Annotated in this window: 5 protein-coding genes; 4 read left to right on the top strand and 1 reads right to left on the bottom strand. The window is 45.8% G+C overall.

Annotation, left to right across the window (positions count from 1 at the left end; translation table 11 throughout):
• Positions 1-17: 17 nt before the first annotated feature.
• On the bottom strand, positions 18-4,133 hold the full coding sequence (locus GGD38_RS12415; protein WP_375300525.1) for a two-component regulator propeller domain-containing protein: 4,116 nt from the start codon (positions 4,131-4,133) through the stop codon (positions 18-20).
• A gap of 333 nt (positions 4,134-4,466) precedes the next feature.
• Here GGD38_RS12415 and GGD38_RS12410 point away from each other — a divergent pair, with 333 nt between their 5' ends.
• The 4 genes from GGD38_RS12410 (at position 4,467) to GGD38_RS12395 (ending at position 21,278) form a co-directional block, all read left to right on the top strand.
• Positions 4,467-8,828: a two-component regulator propeller domain-containing protein gene (locus GGD38_RS12410; RefSeq protein ID WP_375300526.1), complete on the top strand. Its 4,362-nt coding sequence runs from the start codon at positions 4,467-4,469 to the stop codon at positions 8,826-8,828.
• Between the two features lie 183 nt (positions 8,829-9,011).
• On the top strand, positions 9,012-12,314 hold the full coding sequence (locus GGD38_RS12405) for a SusC/RagA family TonB-linked outer membrane protein (protein ID WP_375300527.1): 3,303 nt from the start codon (positions 9,012-9,014) through the stop codon (positions 12,312-12,314).
• A gap of 135 nt (positions 12,315-12,449) precedes the next feature.
• A complete protein-coding gene (locus tag GGD38_RS12400) occupies positions 12,450-14,354 on the top strand; it encodes a RagB/SusD family nutrient uptake outer membrane protein (protein WP_375300528.1) in 1,905 nt (634 codons plus the stop codon).
• Positions 14,355-14,516: 162 nt separating this feature from the next.
• Complete coding sequence (locus GGD38_RS12395; RefSeq protein ID WP_375303826.1) at positions 14,517-21,278, top strand: pectinesterase family protein; 6,762 nt, start codon at positions 14,517-14,519, stop codon at positions 21,276-21,278.
• The last annotated feature ends 158 nt before the right edge of the window (positions 21,279-21,436 follow it).

The raw sequence follows: 21,436 nt of genomic DNA, 5'->3' as shown, positions 1-21,436 counted from the left end.
GTGTGGCAAACTGCTGCTTAATCTTTCGGCTTTTCCTTCAACACCTTCGTTGAGATCTGATAAGCCTTATTAAAAGGATCGCGGTATTTTTTTATATATTCAGATGGGTTCATGCCAAATAATATATTGAACTGCCGCCTGAAATACTTGGCATCATTAAAGCCCACCTGAAATGCAGCGTCATTTACGTTACAATTAGTCTTTATCATCAGCTCTGCCGATTTTTTAAGCCGGATGTACCTGATAAAACCTGCGACGGATTGTCCGGACATCAACTTTACTTTTTTGTACAGGTAAGAATGGCTCATTCCAATTTCCTGCGCCAGTACCTTTATTGAAAACTGGTCATCATGCAGGTGTTGTTCTACGATGGCAATGCATTTGTCGAGGAATGCCTTGTATTCAGGCGAGATCTTAAGGGTGTTTTTTTGTAGTGTAACCTCATTAAAGAAATACTTTTGAAGCTCACTGCGGCTATTAAAAAGATTCTCCACTTTGGCAAGCAGAATATCTTTATCGAATGGCTTGGTGATATAGGCATCGGCGCCGCCCTCGATGCTTTGCAGTTCCACATCATCCCCATTGCTTCCGGTGAGCAGTATTACCGGGATATGATTCAGGTTTTGATCCTGTTTTATTTGCCGGCAAAGTTCGATCCCGTTTAAGCCGTCCATTCTGATATCGCTGATCACCAGGTCGGGAAATTTTTCCTGTGCTGTTTTCAGCGCCTCCATTCCATTCTCCGCTTCCAGTAACTCGTATTTGTGCTTTAAGATCTGCTGCAGGTAGCGCCTTATAGCATCGTCGTCGTCTGCTAGCAAAATGGTTTGGCGGTCTGTGACCAGTTCTTCAGTTTTGGCCGTTGATTCACTAACGACTGTTTCGTCATGAACATCTTCAGTTAGTTCCGTTAACAGGGCTGTCTTCTCCTTCAGTGGCTCATTTACGATAAGCTGTTCCTTTAAATGCTTTTTATCTTTCTTTAAAGTTACAAGGAAAGTGGTGCCTTTTCCTTCCTCTGTATGGAAAGTGACTGCGCCATTATGAGCTCTCACAAAACGGTCAACGACATACAAACCAATTCCAAAGCCTGATTTAGCCGGTGCTTTTGGGGAGCTGGACTGGTAAAACTTCTCAAACAACCGGGACGCTGCCTCCCCTGAAATGCCATGGCCGTTGTCTATAACAGCAATGTTTACTTCCTCATTGGTTTCCGTTACACGGAAGATGATCTTTCCATGCTCGGGTGTATATTTAATAGCATTCGATATAAGGTTAAACAATGCTATTTCAATTTTTTCCCTGTCAACATACAGTTCCAGGTCCTGGTTCTCAAATTCAAACAGGTATTCCTGGTTATTGGCTTTTGCCTGTTGCAGAAAACAGATAAAGACCTCATTGCATAACTGGTAGAAATTGTGCCGCGAAAATTTCAGGTTATCGATTGCAGCATCTGCTTTTCGGAAAAGGAGCAATTGGTCTATAAGGCTTAACAAACGGCGTGCATTCCTATGCACAATATTTAATTCCTGCTGTTCATCGGGCGTGTCAATTTTTTGGATCAGGTCTTTGATCGGATTGATTATAAGGGTAAGAGGTGCGCGGAACTCATGTGAAATATGGGTAAAAAAGGAAAGCTTTTTTTCAGTTAACTCCTTTTCTTTTTCTTTTTCATAATTAGCCAGTTTGATCTCGTACCTAAGCCGTTCGTGCCGTTTATTATAGATTATATACAAATAAGCTGCTGATACAACAAGAACGGCATACATACAGTAAGCCCACCAGGTCCTATACCAGGGTGGAAGCACCACTACGGTGAGGAGGCTGGCGGCTTCGCTCCAGGGGCCAGCGCCATTGCTTACTTTAATTTTAAAAGAATAGGTTCCCTCGTGAAGTCGTGAATAATTGGCCGTGCGGGTGTTGTTTAAATAAATCCAGTTTTTATCCCATCCTTCTAATTTATATGCATATTTTATATTATCAGCAGCAACGTAATCCAGGGCCACATAATCGAGCGAGAGAATTGCCTCGTCAAATGGCAGCTCAATTGTTTCAATCCGATCCGAAGCCCTTTTGCTTACATAGGAATCATCTTCTTCAACAGGCTTGTTGTTAATTTTCAGTTCCGTGAGGTATATGTTGAAAGGTTCCTTTTTATCATAAATACTATCCGGATAAAAAATGTTAAATCCTTTAATTCCGCCAAATACAAATTCACCCGATCGTAAAGCCAGTGCCGCATTAAAGCCAAACTGAGTGCTTTGCAAACCATCGGATTTTGAATAGTTCCGGAAAGTGCGGTGGATGGTATTGAATTTACACAGGCCGTTATAAGTGCTCAGCCACAGGTTATTTTTATCATCTTCCAGCATGCGAAGGATGGTGTTACTCGGCAAACCATTTGAGGTGGTATATTGTTCGTAGGTCCCTTTTGTACAATCGAATAACAACAGTCCGCCGCCATCGGTTCCTACCCAAAGGTTTTTATTGCGGTCTTCGCAAATACTACGCACTGAATGTCCTACAGGCCACAACCGATGCTTTTTATTTACCAGGTCTATTTGCAATAAGGAGTTTCGGTAACCCGCTAAAATATTGCCCTGCCTGTCTTCCGCGATGCATAGAATAGTGGTTAATTTTTCATCAAAAACTTCGAAACGATTGGTGTTCCGATTGAATACATACAGCGCCCCGCCATTAGCAGTAGTAACCCATAATTGTTTGCGGGAATCTTCAAAAACCAGCCAGGCGTTTTTGTCAACAATGCCGGTGTAAGAATTATAACAACTAAAATGTTCAAAGTTTTTAGAACCTTTTTTTAGCCGGTTAACACCGCCAAGCCAGCTAACGGCCCATAGATCGCCCTGCGAGTCACAAACAACGTTGGTAATAAAATCACTGCTGATAGTAGCGTAATTGCTGGCATCATGCCTGTAAGTTATGGATGTATCATTCGTACGGTCCCAGTACCTCAGTCCTGCGCCATCGGTGCCAATCCATACATTACCTTTCTTATCTTCAGCAAAACAAAAAATAAAATCCTCAATACTGTTTTTTTGTCCGGTACCAGCATATGTAATATGGTTAAATAAATTGCGCCGTAGTTGAATCATCGTGATTCCTCCGTGCTTTGTTGCTACCCATTTATTGCCTTGAAGATCATCATAAATGGCGTATATAGAATTGCCATTGATCAATGAAGTGCCTGAAGCTGATAAATAAACAGCAGGCCTGTTTTCACCAACGCGCATTGACCACACGCCATTACCATCGCAGGAGATCCACAATACATGTTGCCTGTCTTCAAAAAGATGCATTACTCTGCCCCTGAAGGGTAATACATTGTTTGAAAAAACATTGGTGCTGATGTCGTAGTTAAAAAGTCCATTTTCGTTTCCCAACCATAAGTTGCCGTTACTGTCTAATTTTAAACAACCGGCCTTTTTAATGGACCCATTAATTAACTTCAGCTCTTTACTTTTTATATTATAAAGGCAAAGCCCTGCCTCCTGAATAAATACCCACGCCAGTTGCCGGTTTGCATCCAAAGTCATAGCTGTTACATCATATTCGTCTTCATGCCCTTTCCAGGAAAGGAAAGGAATTTGCACGCCCGTCGCGCTATTTTTTTCAAATATCAATAAACCGCTGTTGTGGGCGCCAACCAACATGCATCCATCTTTATCATTCTGCTGAATGGCGCTGATAGAATTTTCTAATGGTTTTAAGGATGTATTGTCACTGGATCTGAATTTTGCATTATAAAAGTTTGCTTTAACCGGGTTATAGACATTCACTCCTTTTGCGGTGCCTACCCAAAGATGGTGGTTGAGGTCTTCGGCCATTACCCTAATATAGTTGGATTTAAGAGAAGTAGTGTCACTAAGTACGTTGCGGAAAACCTTAAAGCTGTAACCATCGTAACGGTTGAGACCGTCAAAAGTACCAAACCACATAAATCCATTGTGGTCCTGAAAAATGCTGATGACACCATTATTGGATAGTCCCTGATCAATTCCCAGGTATTTTACCGGCGGGTCGCTAAAAGCAGCGCAAGGCGTTCTGGCAATTAAAAGAAGTATAAAAAAGATAAAAATAGTACTTCGGAACATCGTTTCTCTCCACGTTGGCATTGAGTTACATGAAAGTTGCAGGCGTATGAAAACAGGAAGTTATAAAAATATTTTTGAATAGGAAAGAATTGTCAATGTTACCTGAAATACGTCCCGCGCTTCTTCTGCAAAAACGTAATTGTATCCTGAACATTTGTTTTACGTCTGTAATGTCTGGTCCGGACCTATTGTGTCGTAAGAAATGTTTTATATTGCAAGCGTTTGGTTTCTAAGCCAGGTAAACCGCCTGCTATTTCAATCCTTCAGGAAAAATGTTATTTAAGTTAAAGTGTTCCATCGATGGCGATTACTTGTAAACATGGTGCGGGTTTGTTTGCGATACTTATTTTGTGCATGCTGAAAGCTGCTGCACAGCCAAAATGCAAAGTAGAGTATTATTCCACCGAACAGGGACTTTCGCACCAGGCAGTGACCTGCATGCTCAAAGACCGTGAAGGCTTTATGTGGTTTGGTACCTGGGATGGCATCAATCGCTTCGATGGTCATTCGTTCCTTTCTTTTAAATCTTTACCTGGCGACCACTCCCGGTTGGGTAATGGGCGGGTTGACCAGATCGTAGAAGATCAGTCGGATCACCTGTGGATTCAGGCTTACGACAGGCAGATCTACCGCTTTGATAAGAAGAGCGGCCAGTTCGCGCCGTTATCACCGCTCATTGATCCGGAGGACAAACAAAAAATAAATTTTAGCAGGATCTTATCTGCGGGTAACGGTTGGGTATGGCTGCAGTCGGTAAATGAAGGCCTTTTTTGTGTTTCTCAAAACGATCTGTCGACTAAGGGCGTTGTCCGGTATAATAAAGCATCTGCTCACGAATATCAATTGCCCGCAAACGCCATCAATTTTTTTCATGAAGACCACGAACGGCTGATCTGGATAGGAACGCCGGAAGGATTAGCCTGTTTGGCGCCATCAGGACCGGGTATTTATACAAACAGCAAAATAGCTTCATTGGAAATGGCTGGCAGAAATGACTTTACTGCATTTGATGAAGATGCCGGTTGCCTGTATTTTGGCACTGCCGACGGCCATCTCTTTATTTATGAGAAAAAAACAAGATCCTTTTCTGTTCGCAAGGTTGCCGCCAGCCGTTTAAATGCATTATTGCGATCGAAAAAAAGCGATTGCATATATACAATCACCAATGCCGGGGAGTTGATCAGCTGTCCCTTAAAAGATGGAAAAAATAAAACGGTCAGCTATCGCCGTAATGAGCCGCTTACAAATTTATATGAAGACAAAAAAGGCATTTTATGGATAGCGCCGGAAAAAGAAGGCGTTCTTCGTTTCGATCCTGCTGCCATGTCGTTCAATTATTATTTCCATGAGAACATCGACCGGTTAAACGTGCCAAGAAATCCTTTCAGCGTTTTCGAAGATAATAATGGAGTAACGTGGGTTTATATGAAGGGCGGCGGTTTTGGTTATTATAACGATGCTACCCGGTCGTTAAATTATATTCTACAAACGCCCGATGCAGGCAGCGCTAGCCTTCCGGCTACCTGTTACCGGGTATTTTACGACAGTACCGGTTTGTTTTGGCTTACTACCAATGAAAGGCAGCTCATCAGGGTTTTATTGCAAAGCAATGTTTTTGAACAACAGCTGTTGGTGGGGCATCCGGTCTCAAAATTCGATAACGAGATCAGGGGAATGTATTATGATAATAAGAACAGGCTCTGGCTAGGCGCGAAAAACGGTAAGGTTTATCTGTATCAACATGGTAAAAGGCTCACCGGCGTTTTTGACAACGAGCCGGCAGAGGGGCCAGGGCAGGTGTATGCCATTTTACAGGACAGCCGTGGAAATATGTGGCTCGGTACAAAAGGAAATGGTTTATATAAAGCGGCGCCGGTTAATAAAGAGGAAACGAAGTATCATCTCATACATTATTTTCCAAACAAAGCAAATGCAAATAACGCTGGTTTACCCTGCAATGATATTTATGCATTGCTTGAAGACAGGCGGGCACGCATCTGGATCGGTTCATTTGACAAAGGCCTCTTTCAGATGCAGGGCGTTGCCGATTCCATACAATTTGTGCAGAGTGGTGATGCCTTTAGAAATTATCCCCAGGAAACTTTTAACAAGATCAGGCATCTGGCGCTGGATTCCACCGGTAATATCTGGATTGGCACAACGAATGGATTATTGTTACTGAATGCCGACGACCGTAATTCACCGGTATACGGGTACACACCATACCGCAAAATTCCTGGCGACGGGCAAAGCCTCGGTAATAACGATATTCAATTTATTTACCGCGATTCAAAGAACCACATGTGGCTTTCCACTTCAGGAGGTGGATTTTGCAGAGCTGTCGGCAATCAGCCGTTTCGGTCATTGAGGTTCAAAAATTATACAACGAAAGACGGTATGCCCAACAATTATGTGCTGGGTTGTACCGAAGACCGCGCTGGTAATTTATGGATAGCTACTGAAAACGGGCTTTCCAGGTTCAACCCCCACAATGAAAGCTTCCGGAATTACGATTCTTATTATGGGTTGGCCCGGGTTAGTTTTTCCGAAGCGGCTGTGTGCCGTTCCAGCGATGGCCGGCTTTTTTACGGAAGTAACAGGGGGTATATAACTTTTGACCCAAACCAGATAAATAATAATAATGATAAACGGATAGCAGCCAATATCGTCTTTACGGCTTTGCGCATCAATAATGAAAAGGTGCAGCCGGGGTTGAATGCGCTATTGAAAGAAGACATCAATTATTTGACTGATTGTACGCTTCAGCATGATCAGAATATTATCAGTATCGATTACGCCATCCTCGACAACCGCTTAGGAAACCGGCAGGCGCTTGTTTACCGTTTACTTGGTTTTGATAGCGTGTGGCACGACGATGGCCTTCAAGGAAGGGCCACGTATACGAACCTGCCTCCGGGGCAATATGTTTTTGAAGTGAAAAGCAGCGCCATGGATCTGTATTCCAACGTGCCTTACCGGCGCCTGGCCATCACTATTTTGCCGCCCCTATGGAAAACATGGTGGGCATATCTTTTATATGCCATTCTCATTGGGTTAATACTGGTGTTCATCCGGCGTAACGCCCTGGCCATGGTGCGCCTGCGAAACAAGATAGCGGTAGAACAAAAACTGGCTGTGCTTAAAGCGGATTTTTTTACCAATGTCTCGCACGAGCTGAGAACGCCGCTTACACTTATTGTTAACCCGATAGAACAGTTGGCCAAAAAAGAAAATTTGTCTTCAGACGGAGCTGCTTATGTTGAAGTGGCAAAGAAGAACGCCGGCCGTATGATGCGTTTTATCAACCAACTGCTCGATCTGCGAAAGATAGAGAGTAACAAAGCAACGCTGCATATTTCGCGGTTGGAAATAATAAGCTTTGTAACAAACGTTGGCGAACACTTTAGGGTAGAACTGGAAAACAGGGGCATTCAACTAGATATTATGTCCGAACAACAGGAGCTCATTGCGTGGGCCGATGCAGAAAAACTGGACGTAGTGATCTTTAACCTGCTGGCGAACGCTGTAAAGTTTACACCCGAAGGAAAAAAGATAACGATCATTGTCAGGTCGCTTGCTGATGAAAACTGCTTTACCATTGAGGTTCGCGACCAGGGCCCGGGTGTTGACAAGGAAAAGCTTAAACAGATTTTCGAGCTTTTTTATGAAGGCGATCAGCCGCCCGCCAGCGGTCAAAAGGGATCTGGCATCGGCCTTGCACTGTGTCGTGAGCTGGCGCATTTACATGGCGGAAGCATTTATGCCGCAAATAATGCCGAGGGCGGCCTTTCAGTTACAGTAAAACTGAAGTTGGGCAACGACCATTATAAACAGGAAGAAATTACATTGATCGATGGAGAGCAGGCATCCCCGCAATATCAGGCACCACCGGTACAACCATTGCTCCGGGGGCAGGCCAATGCAGTGCCCGTACCTGTTAGTGAAGAGGCGCCGTTGCTGTTGCTGGTAGAGGATAACGACGACCTGCGCGCCTTTCTCGAAAAACAGCTCAGCGAGCGGTACCGGGTAGTGGTGGCCCCGGATGGTGCAGCAGGTTGCCGGAAGGCCATACAGCTGATGCCCGATGTGATCGTGAGCGATATCATGATGCCGGTGATGGATGGCATTCAAATGCTCGATAAAATAAAGAACGACATAAATACCAGCCATATTCCGGTAGTTCTTTTATCGGCGAGGCATTCAATAGAAAGCCAGATAGAAGGATTGCGATATGGCGCCGATCATTATATTACCAAGCCATTCAATAATGAGTTTCTGTTCGCTTCCATCGATAACCTGCTGCAGCAGCGAAAGAAATTGTTTGATACGCTGGTGAATAAAAAAACGACCCCTGAATTGATCACGGCGCCTTTATTCACCACCGGTGATGAAAACTTTTTGAAAGAGGTGATCGCCATAGTGGAGGAAAAAATGACCGATCCCGGCTTTACCCTGGAAATGGTTGCCGGAGACATGAAAATGAGTCGGAGCACTTTTTATAAAAAATTCAAAAGCTTAACCGGTATCATGCCGGTTGAATTTGTGCGGGATATGCGGTTGCTGCGGGCCAAACGGTATCTCGATGCAGGAAGCACCAACATTGGCGAAGTGGCATATTTGTCGGGCTTCAGCAGCCCTAAATATTTCAGCACCTGTTTCCGCGAAAAATATCAGCTTACTCCTTCCGAATACATAAAGTCGAAAGATAAAGTATAGCCATAGATTTTGAGCTTCAAAAATTATAGAACCTTGAGCCTTGAACCTTGTGCCTTGATTTCCAATAAATATTTTGCTTAAATACCCAAAATTGAACCATTAAATATCTTTTATTGAACCTTTTTAATGCGGCTTTCAGGGAGATTTGATGCTACCAATCAATTCTAAACTGCGAGCTTGCATATGAAAAGACAACTCTCTTTTTTCGTGCTCCTGATGCTTTGTGTGACTATAGCAAGGAGCCAGACGCGAATAGTTTCGGGGCGCGTTATTTCCGACAGTACAAAGAAGCCTTTGAGTGGCGTAACCGTCACTATAAAAGGCAGCAAAGCCGGAACTTCTACCGACAGTGAAGGGCAATATAGTATTGCCTTACCGGACAAGGAGAACACCATCCTTGTTTTCAGTTCCATTGGATATGTTTCCCATGAGGCGGCAGTGGGTCAGAAGACAACGGTGAATGTGAGCCTGTCTACCGCCTTTGGCGACATGAGTGAGATCGTGATCATAGGTTATCAGCCTGTTCGAAAAAAGGATTTGCTGGCCTCTTCCTCGGCCGTTACTTCAAAAGATCTTAAAGACAATCCATTGAATAATGCAGCGGAGGTGCTGCAGGGCCGGCTGGCCGGCGTTCAGGTAACGCTTTCAGAAGGGGCGCCGGGCGCCGATGCGGTTATCAATATCAGGGGACGCGGGTCCATTACACAAAGTGGCGATCCGTTGTATGTGGTGGATGGCATTCCTATGGACAATGCCCTTACGGTATTGAATCCCCAGGACATTGAAAGTCTCAACGTATTGAAAGATGCGGCTTCTACGGCCATCTATGGTTCGCGCGGCGCCAACGGGGTAGTGGTGATCACTACCAAAGGTGGAAAGAATACCAACGGTAAAACGAATGTTAGCTATAATATGTATTATGGCTTTCAGCAACTGGCGCAAAAAATTCCTATGATGAATGCCTATGATTACGTTTCATATCAATATGACCGTGCCTGGTGGCTGGGCGATACGGCCGGTGTGATAAAAAAATACATTCGCTTTCCAACCAATTTCGATACGCTTGCCTCTTATAAAGACAATCCCGGTTTCGACTGGCAGGAAAGAACCATGGGAAGAAACGCGCCGCAATGGTCTCATAATATTACGATCTCGGGCGGTAATGCCAATACCACCTATAACCTCAGTCTTACGGCCAATAAGCAGGATGGTATTCTCATCAATTCAGATCTCGATAGAAAGATCGCCGCCTTCCGGCTCGATCATAAGGCCAATGACCGGTTTAAATTTGGCGTCAATACGCGGTATACCCATCAGCTGATAAACGGCGCGGGCACTTCTGATGCAAGAGGCGGCGGCGCAAACCGGCTGAAGCAGTATACCCGCTACAAACCTTTATTAATGCCCGGTGAAGAAGAAGATTCCTACGATCCGGACCTCGATTTAAATAATGCAGGAAATGGATTCAATATACTGAACCCTATTTTGCTGGCCCAGGCAGAAACAAGAAGAAGGTACTATACACAATTAATTTTAAACGCCTACATCCAGTTCAATATCCTGAGAAATCTTTCTTTACGGTCAACCGCTGCCTATACAGTAAACAGTACGCGCAACAGGTCATTCGACGATACGCTTACAAACAATGCCAAAACCTATAACAAGCAACCGGTAATTGTTTTTGACAACAGCCAGTCGATACTGATAACGAATTCAAATGTGCTCACCTATACCAATTCTTCGCTGTTTGGTTCAAAGCATAGCCTAAGCGTATTGGCAGGGCAGGAAATACAAAAGACCACCAACAACGCCGACCGCACCGAACTTCGATATTTCCCTATTGGTATTACCGCCGATGAAGCGTTTAATAATTTACAGCTGGCGGCTGCTTCTACGCAGGCTAATCCGCAACCGTTGCCATCCTCTTCACAGGTGCCGGTATCGCTGGCTTCGTTCTTTTCTACCATTGACTATAATTATGCACAGAAATATTACGCCAAGTTTACCGTAAGGGCCGATGGCAGCTCCATATTTAATCAACAGAACAGGTGGGGTTATTTTCCGTCGGGTGTTTTTTCATGGCGTGTAAGCCGCGAAAACTTTTTCCCGCATGGTACGCTGGTCAATGATCTGCGTTTACGCTTTTCGTATGGTACGTCTGGAAATAACCGTATTACGCCATTTTCTTACAGAACACAATATTCATCCCCTGCCAATGGCGGATATGGATTGAATGGCGCTTTATATGGCGTATATAACCCAAGCAACCTGGGCAATGAAGAGCTGCGCTGGGAAAGCCAGGTGGCCCAGAACCTTGGCCTCGACATTTCTTTATGGAATGAACGTGTTACCGTAACCATCGATGCGTATTCCAATAGATCTGATAAATTGTTACTTAACCAAACCATTCCTTCATCTACCGGTTATATCACCCAGTTTCAAAATATAGGTTCTACCACCAACCGGGGAATGGAAGCACAGATCGCAGCAACCATGGTGCGGTCGAAAAATTTTAGCTGGTCGGGCAATTTCAATATTGCCTTTAATAAGAACAGGATCACCTCGCTGGGAGGCAATGATCAGATATTGCGTAACAGCGGTTGGTTCAGCACCAGCAATTTCCCAGCCGATTACGTGCTGAAAGTAGGAGAGGAAATAGGGGCCATGTACGGTTATATCAATGACGGATTTTATACCCTGGACGATTTTACATCTGCTCCTTATTCCAATACTGCGTACCCTCAGTATAATACCATCTATACGTTAAATCCGAAAGTGGCGTCGGCCGCAGGTATTCTTGCCAACCCGCTGCAACCCGGGTCGCCAAAATTTAAAGACCTGAATGACGATGGCAAAATAGACGCCGATAACGACCGCACGATTATTGGTCATGCACAGCCAAAATTCTTTGGCGGCCTGAGCCAGACATTTACTTACAAAGCATTTGATCTGTCGGTGTTTTGCAATTTTGTATACGGTAACGATGTGTTCAATGCCAATAAGCTCGAATATTCGAGTGCTTATGGTTCGGAAGTCAATTTATTGAATATCGATAACGGGCGCTGGCGCATGACCGATGAAAATGGAAAGCCGGTGCAGCGTACGATAACTACAGGCGGTGTAACCTCGATCCTTGGCGCCGACCCGGCCACGTTAGGGGAGGTAAATAAAAACGCGACCATCTGGTTCCCTTCAACCAGCATCAACGGATTTTACTCGCAGCGCTTTGCCATTGAAAACGGTTCTTACCTGCGTATCAACAATGTGACCTTAGGTTACAATTTACCTAAAAGCCTGTTATCAAAGGTGAAGATCTCGACATTCCGCCTGTATGCAACAGTCAATAACCTGGCTACCCTTACCGGCTATACCGGTTATGATCCCGATGCAAGCACCCGGCGTGCAGATCCTACAACCCCCGGTGTTGACTATGCGGCTTATCCACGGGCCAGGACCTTTGTTGCCGGCCTGAATATTACTTTCTAATCCACAAACCCGTGTCACGGTTCCCCCTTCGACGCCTTCGGCTTCGCTCAGGGCAGGCCGCTCAGGACGGTGGCACGGTAAATAAAGAAAACCGTGCCACGGTACCATAAAATTTGTCAACCATAACGAAAGCTTATGAAAAGGATGAAATCAATTATAAAGGTTGCGTTGATAGCCATGCTGCCAACCACCATTTTTATCTCGTGCAAAAAACATCTTGATCCCGAGGCCATCTCATCTTTCGACCCGGGATATGTTTTCAATAATATTCCCAATGCGCAAAAGGCGTTGCTGGGCGCCTATATGGCCATGGCCGGCGATTATGGATATGGTATCCGCCTGAGCGGTTACTGGGCCTACGATTCAGATGAAATGATGAAAGGAACAAATGCGGCGCCTACCGATGAGGGCCAGCTGCTGGCCAAGTATCTGGCTATACCCGGAAACCTGCAGATCACGAATCCTTTCAACCAGATGTACCAGGGTATAGAAAGGGCCAATCTTTGCATTTATTACATTCCTAAAATGAATGCCTATATCAACGGTTCCACGCAGCAGCAGGCGCAATTGAAACGCATGCATGGCGAAGCATTGGTATTGAGGGCGCAATATTATTATGAGTTGTGCCGCAATTTCGGCGACGTGCCGGCGCAATGGGGGCCCTCACAGTTCGAAGCGGATTTCTATAAGCCCCGCCTGAGCAGGGATTCAATTTACGACCGGTTGTTGGCCGACCTTGAACTGGCCGCAACAATGATGCCCTGGCGAAAGGATGTGGCTTCAACAGGCGATGCAATTGATCAGCGTTTTACAAAGGGTGCAGCCAAGGCCCTGCGGGCAAAGATCGCTTTAACAAGAGGCGGTTATGCATTGCCGGTTACCGGCGGCGCGTTGGTGCGGCCCGCGAACTACCGCGATTATTACAAGATCGCTCATGACGAATGTGCCGACATCATTGCCAGCGGGCAACATGGATTAATGCCTTCTTATAAAGAGCTGTTCAAAAAGCATTTGCTTGGTCACGATCTGAATGATCCGGCCGGTGAATTTATGATGGTGGCGTCCATGGCTTTCGGAACCAATTCTGATAGTAAGTTGGGCATACAAACAGGAACAAGGATGAACGGAGTTGGCGGAAACAACCTGTTTATTATACCTACCTATTTTTATATGTTCGATTCAACGGATATCCGTCGCGACATTACCTGTGTACCGTATGAAATAGTTTTTGATACCATCAAGATCGGTCATTCCATTAACGTCATGTATGATGGTAAGTTCAGAAGAGAATGGGTCACTAATCCTGGCTATATATTCAGCAGTGGCAAAGCCACCGAGTCGAACCGGCCGGCCATCAATAATAGCCTGCAGAATATGCAATTAAGCTGGCCGTTGATAAGGTATGCCGATGTGTTGTTGTGGTTTGCCGAAACGGAAAATGAACTCAATAATGGCCCCACAGCTGCCGCTATAGATGCTGTAAGCCAGATCAACTTAAGAGGGCATGGCGGATCTTATAAAGAAACTCCGCCTGTTATTCCAACTTCGAAAGAAGGTTTCTTTAAATTCCTCGTAAAGGAAAGAATGCTTGAATTTGGCAATGAGGGTATACGTAAATACGACCTGTTGCGTTGGGGACTATTGAGTACTGCCATCGCTGAAACAAGGGCCAGGCTCAATGCGTGGACCTCTGCAACGGCCACCAACCATCCTAAATTTTCCCCTTTTTCTTATATGGAAGATGGCCCTGCATATGCAATCGATGCCACACAGCTTCCCACTTATTTATATTTCTACAGCAAACCGCCCAGATCAAACATAGACGATTTCAATCCGTTTATAACATCATTTTATAAGCCGGTGCCAAGCCCTGCGCCCAACGGAGCTACAAGAGTGAACTGGTGGCTGGGCGGCAGCGTTCCGCAATCCTTTGCCAATGCATTTGCCAATGGTTTTAACACCGGAAAAAGCGAGCTGATGCCTATACCGCAAACGCAGCGCGACGCAAATCCAAATCTTTCGCAAAACTTCGGTTATTGATGGGAATGGTGAATCGTCAATGGTCAATAGAACCCGACTGTAGATGTTTCGAAACCAATAGCGAAATGCGAAATTGAGAGGGCCATTCACCACACACCACACACCATTCACCATTACCATTACGAACTATCTTTTTTCTTATTCAAACCATTTAACGATTTTATGAAAATGCCTGCCAGATTGCTGCTTTGTACTGTACTAACAGCAATGTATATTTCATGTACCCTTACTTCAGCTGCTCAAACGCCGGCTTTCCCGGGGGCGGAGGGCGCGGGGATGTACACGACCGGTGGCCGCGGTACTGCCACCATACCAACCACTGTATTTGAAGTCACTAATCTCAACGATGATGGCCTGCCGGGCAGTTTGCGGTATGCGCTTACAGCTTCGGCTACCTATCGTACCATCGTATTCCGCGTATCGGGAACCATTCATTTGAGTGCAAGACTTCACATTCCGGCTAATACGACCATTGCCGGACAAACAGCGCCGGGCGACGGTATTTGCATGGCCGATTATCCGGTATACATAACCGGCAACAATGTGATCGTACGGTATATGCGTTTCAGGCTGGGCGACAAAAATCAAAAGAAAACAGATGCCAATGATAACCCCGTTGACGGCAGTGGGGGCGATGATGCTTTTGGCGGTGCAGCCGTTAATAACATTATTATAGATCACGTAACAGCCAGTTGGAGCAACGACGAAGCGCTCACCATATACAGGGGCGATAACCTCACAATACAATGGTGTATGATGAGCGAGCCACTGAACTATTCTTACCATTTCGAAACCGGCGATACCGATTATGAGCACCATGGTTATGGCGGTATCTGGGGCGCAAAAAGAGGCTCCATGCACCATAACCTGTTTGCGCACTGCAAAAACAGGTCGCCGCGTTTTGCCGGCGTAAGCACCTATACGCCAGCCGTGCAGGGTGCTGAAATGGTCGACTTCCGCAACAATGTCATTTACAACTGGGGTATCAATAATATTTATGGCGGTGAAGGCGGTTACTACAATGTGGTGAACAACTATCTAAAGCCGGGACCTTCTACCACCAGCCGTAAAACACAAACTGTTTCGGTAGATTCAGGCAGTGGTTTTCCCTTTGCCAAATATTATTTAACGGGCAATTACATTACATCTTCTGCTGTTAATTCGAATAATAACTGGTCGGGGGCCACCATGGGAAGCGGAAAATTGTCCGATACCGTTTACTCAAAAGTGACCACACCGTTCGATTTTGGTTTTCCGGTAACCACGCAATCTGCAGCCGATGCATATGATGCGGTATTGAATTATGCAGGCTGTTCTTTGCCCAACCGCGATACGCTGGACCAGCGCATCATGAATGATGTAAGAAACGGCACCGGCAGCATTATTGATGTGCAGGGCGGCTATCCGCATGGCACTTCGTACGACCAAACGGTGAATGCCTGGCCTGCATTAAATTCAACTACTCCGCCAACAGACACCGATCATGATGGCATGCCCGACAGTTGGGAGATCAGTCATGGTTTAGATGCCAATAATGCGGCTGACCGGAACGGATCTGCAGCGAATGGTTATACTAATTTGGAGAATTATTTAAACAGCTTAACCAACGGTGCTGCAAGCACGAATGCAACCATTTATGCCAATCACTCATTTACGGCATTTGCACAAACCATTGGTTCGCCTTCAGCGGTACAAACGTTCCAGCTTTCCGGTACTAACCTTTCGGGCAATATAACCGTGACGGCTCCCGCCAATTATGAGCTTTCGTTGAACGGTACTACGTGGAGCAGCAATGTCACATTGACCGCCAATGCAGGGTCCGTGCCGGCTACCACCATCAGTGTTCGTTTGAACGCACCGGCCAATGGCTCCTACAGTGGAATTATTTCTGCCGCCAGTACAGGAGCAGCCACTATCAATATGCCGGTGAGCGGTACAACAGCCAATGCGCTTCCACCTGTCATCAATCAAAAACAAATTATCGGCGTATATCCCCTGATGGAAGGCGGTTTTGAAAATCAGCCTGCCGGCGCGGTGTCCACTGCTGTGCCTACAGGCGCAGCCAATCCTTCGCCAACGGTATGGACAACCAGCGGCAGTGCGAATATCGTAAGCGACGGAAGCGCCAGAACAGGTAATAATTATTTCACCTATACAAGCACCAGCCTTAGTACAAAAAATAATTTTTCACCTGCCGTTTCCACACCCATATTTACCAACGGCACCAAATATATTGTTCAATACTACTACCGGGCGCCGGCTCCTGCCACAGGGAACCAGATGAGCGGCCTTATTGCAGTTACCGATAATTCGGGAGCTACTAATTTTACTACCGTTTATAACTACCAAACGCCCGCTAATTCGAATGGCGGATGGCTGAAATTTACCAGTGTACAATCGGTAAGCCCTGCTTATACGCCTACCACTTCCTTTGGCGGTTTTCGCTTCAATGGCGGTGGCGCTGCCATTGCGAAACCTTTCGACATAGACGATTTCGTGGTGTATGCGGCCGACAACCAGGCTTCGCCTGCACCCGATGCAACAGCACCGGATGCGGCTAAAGCGCCAACAGCTAAGGAAAAGGCGGGCAGCATCGATGTTAGCTGGACCGCTCCGGCAACAGGCATTGATGGCGGCGGATATATTGTGGTAAGAAGCAATGCCGCCACACCACCGGTATTAAATGCCAACGGTATTTATTCAACCGGTCATACAATAAGCGCCGGAAATGTAATTGTATTCATTGGTACCAATACCAGCTTTGCCGATGATGGAACCGTAGCATCGGTAATAGCAGGCGCCACTTATTACTATCATATTTTTACCGCCGACAAAGCATTTAATTATTCAACGGCTGCAACGGTTTCAGGTGCTACTGCGGCTACAGGTCCGGTAGTGATCGTGTCGGGTAATGTAAGTTCATTTTCACAAACGGTGGGAACCCCGGCCGCTGCACAAACATTCACTGTACAGGGTAATAATCTTACAAGCAATGTTCAGGTAAGTGCACCTGCAGGGTTTGAATTATCCGCAGATAATAATGCCTGGAATTCTTCTATAAATCTGGCGCCTCAAAATAACAGCGTAAATGGAATCGCCTTTGTACGGCTGAATGCAGCCAATGCCGGTTCTTTCAGTGGCAATATTACCGTAGCCAGTTCGGGTGCAACCAATGCTACGCTGGCAGTGAGTGGTATGGCCGCTAATCCTGTACCCCAGGGTTATGATGTGGTGGTGGCGCAGGATGGCACTGGCAACTATATCAGTTTGCAGGCCGCAATTAATGCAGCGCCTGCTAACAGGACCACCCCCTACAGGATCCTGGTGCGCAAGGGAAAATATATTGAAAAAGTGACCATTCCCAATAACAAACCTTTTCTCTATGTAATAGGAGAGGGTATTAACGACGTGGTGTTTTCCTGGGATGATTATGCCGGAAAAGCGGGCGTAACAGAAATTGCCACCATTACCATTAATTCCAATGACTGTCTTTTTATGAATCTGACAGTTGAAAATTCATGGGGGCGTAAGAACGACGGGCCGCAGGCATTGGCGGTAAAAGCAACCGGGGACCGCATCATCTTTAAAAACTGTAAAATGGTGAGCGGGCAGGACACGGTAATGGCGCATGGCATTGGCAAAAGACAATACTTCCGTAATTGTTATATCGACGGTAATACCGATTATGTCTATGGCGCTGCCATTGCTATTTTCGACTCCTGTGTGCTGTTTAACAGAGATAGGGTAGATGGTAGCAACGGTGGGGTGTTTACGGCTGCCAGCACACCTGCGGGACAAACCTATGGGTATGTGTTCAGAGATTGTTTACTACCTAATAATAATGGCCAAACCACGTATACATTAGGCCGTCCCTGGGGCAATTCTGAACCGCCGCATACTTCAGAAACAAAAGTGGTATTTCTGAATTGCAGAATGGGTACAACAGTAAAGCCCGAACGCTGGCAGGTATGGTCAACAGGTACCGACACTTCGTTAATTACATACGCCGAATACAAAACAAGATATTTTAACGGCGGCCTGGTTGACCTTAGTAAACGGTTAAGCTGGACAAAAGAATTCAATGACGCGCAGGCAGCGCCTTATTTTGTGAACAGTAATATGTTCGGTTCATGGGATCCTTGCACAGTATTGGCAGAGGTGTGTGCGCCTTTTGCTGCACCCATTTCGCTGAGCAATTTCAGGGTGAACAGGTCTGCTTCGCTGTCGACCATTCTGTTTAATATCTGCTGGCCCATAAATGGTGTAACCTATGAGCTGCACAGAAGCACAGACAGTGTAAATTTTTCTGCTGTTAAATCATTTACCAGCACTACCGATACAACCGCAGCATTTCAGTTTACTGATGCGGTACCGGCAAAAGGTGTTTCATATTTTTATAAGCTCGTTGCGAAAAAGAGCGGTTACGTTACCTGCATTACCGATACTGTGATAAAAGTAAACACATCGGCGCCATTGACCAATGACTTCAGATCGGTGAACAACGGACCGGTGAACAACTCGATTACTACAACAGTTACCCTCAGTTCAGGTGGTGTTACAGGGGTTACAGTTACAGGGAGTGTGGAAGGGTTAACCGGTACGCCCACCTGTACGTTTACTGCAGCGCCATCGGGTGGCACAACAGCCACCGGTACAGCCGTGGTTACCAACGGCAAAGTAACCGGCGTTACCATATCCAATGCCGGTTCAGGTTATACTACGGCACCATCCATAACATGGAATTTTAGCGGAGCCGGCGGTAATACCGTGTGGCAAAAGTACAGCGGTACTGAATGGGTAAATCAGCCATTGGGCACAGCGCCTTCCAATACCAATGTTACCATTTCATCGGGTACTATAGTAACGCTTACGGCTTTAAGCGCCAACAATAACCTTACCATTGAAACCGGTGGTGTATTAAAGGGGAATGGAACCTCTCAATTATTCAGGCTGAAAGGTGATATTTACAATGATGGCGTTTTTGGCGGCGTCGATGCAAATGCGAACAAGTTAAGCCTGCAATTGGATGACCATACTGTGTTCAATAGCATTTGCAATATAAAAGGGGCCGGAACATATCAGTTCACCAATCTCACCTGCATGGAGCAGGTAAAGACCTGCGCCATCAATATAGCTACCGATCTTAATTTGGCCGGCACCTTACAGGGATGGTATAACAATTCGGCTGCAACCTTAAACAACGATGATTCCGTTACAGTAAATATATTACCGGGGGTTACTGTTATCGCTGCTTCATTGCACGCTTCCACAACTTCAATGAACTACAAAACCGCCGGCGTATATGTTTATAATATCGATGGCACCCTTGATATGAGCAACAGCACTACACTGAGCAGTCTCATACCACAAGATACCATCGTTGGGAATAGTGTGCGGCTAAATATCAATGGTATGCTGAAGACTGGCACCCAGTTCAGAACGGTGAGCACCACTACCGCTGCTTCCGGCAAAGTGAATCTTACTATTGGTTCGAACGGTATACTGGACGCTTCTAAAATTACAACAGTTGCCAACTTTACGGTGTTGCCAAATTTCTTTGTGGTTTCGCCGGGCGGAAAGATAATAAGGCCTGTAGCATCAACTGATGTGGTATTTCCAATTGGAACTTCGGCGGGCAACCCTAACCGCGCAACGCTGAAGAACAGCGGTATAGCAGATAAATTTTCTGTAACTGTAAAAAACACCTTCGATCACCCGCTTGCCGACCCAACCCGGGTAGTGAACAAACAATGGGATATAACCGAAGAGGTGGCTGGTGGCAGCAATGCAACGGTTTCATTAACCTGGACTACCGGCGACCAGGCTTCAACATTTGATCCTGCACAACCCGTTTTCGTTATACGCTATAACGGTATGGCCTGGGAGCAATATACAGCTACCGTAACAGGTGCGGGAACGGTAACGAATCCATATTCGGCCAGCGTTTCGGGCATTACCGGATTCTCTTCGTTTAGTGTTGCCAACTATATGGATACAACCGCACCTGTAATTACATCGTGTCCCGTAATGCCGGTACAATGTTATGCCGACAGTGGAACATACAGCATTCCCTTGCTGACGGCCACAGATAATTCGGGAAGCGTAAATATTAGTTACTCCATTAGCGGCGCAACCGGTCGAACCGGCCAGGGCCCTGATGCAAGCGGCAGCTTTAATGAAGGAGTAAGTACGGTCAACTGGACGGTCATAGATAACCGGGGCAATAAAGCCGGCTGTAAAACAACAGTTACAGTAAATCCGCGTATGTCAGTAGCGATCCCGGATGTGTATGCCATGAATCCTGCTGTGGATGCAAAGAATACCCTTTATATGGGCTATGGTCCTGCTTCCCTTAACATCAGTGCAATGCCTGCGGGCGGTACTTCGCCGTATACTTATCAATGGAGTAACGGACAAACTACGAAGGCGGTATCCGTTGCTGCGGCCGGCACCTATACTGTTGCGGTAAGCGATGTGAACAACTGTTCTGCCCAGGCCGGCATTGTGATAAAAGCAGCAGATGTAAGATGCGGTAAAGACAGCAGTAAGGTAATGCTCTGTCACAATGGTAAAGTGATCTGTATAGAACCGGCCTCGGTGCAGGACCATCTGAACCATGGCGATCGGTTAAACAGCTGTGACACGGGTGCAAGAATGGCCGACAGTACTTTAATTGGTAACAGAGTAGCGGGATATGTTAATGTATACCCCAATCCTGCTGTGGATATATTGAAAATACAGGTAGGCAACCTGGAACCTGGAGCAACGGTACAAATCTATGATCAAACAGGTATATTGGTGCGTTCTGTACGACTGGTGAATACAACACAAACTGTTTCTATAAAAGGCATCATGAACGGAATATATTTAGTGATGGTCAGGAACGGCGGTATGGTAACTACGCGAAAACTATTCATTCAATAGGTATTTTCCAGGAAAAATCCTTTGATGATTAACGAGGGCCGGCTATAAGTTTAGCCGGCTCTTCACCATCTCAGGTAGTTCGTAACCGCCAATATGAATAACACTAACGTCCCAACCATAGTCAAAGCCATTGAGGTATATATAGAGACGCTTTTTAC

Origin of the sequence: Niastella sp. OAS944 (assembly GCA_024809215.1) — a bacterium.
Lineage (GTDB): Bacteria > Bacteroidota > Bacteroidia > Chitinophagales > Chitinophagaceae > Niastella.
The sequence above is the reverse complement of the archived record's forward strand: the minus strand, read 5'-3'. Positions and strand labels throughout refer to the sequence as shown.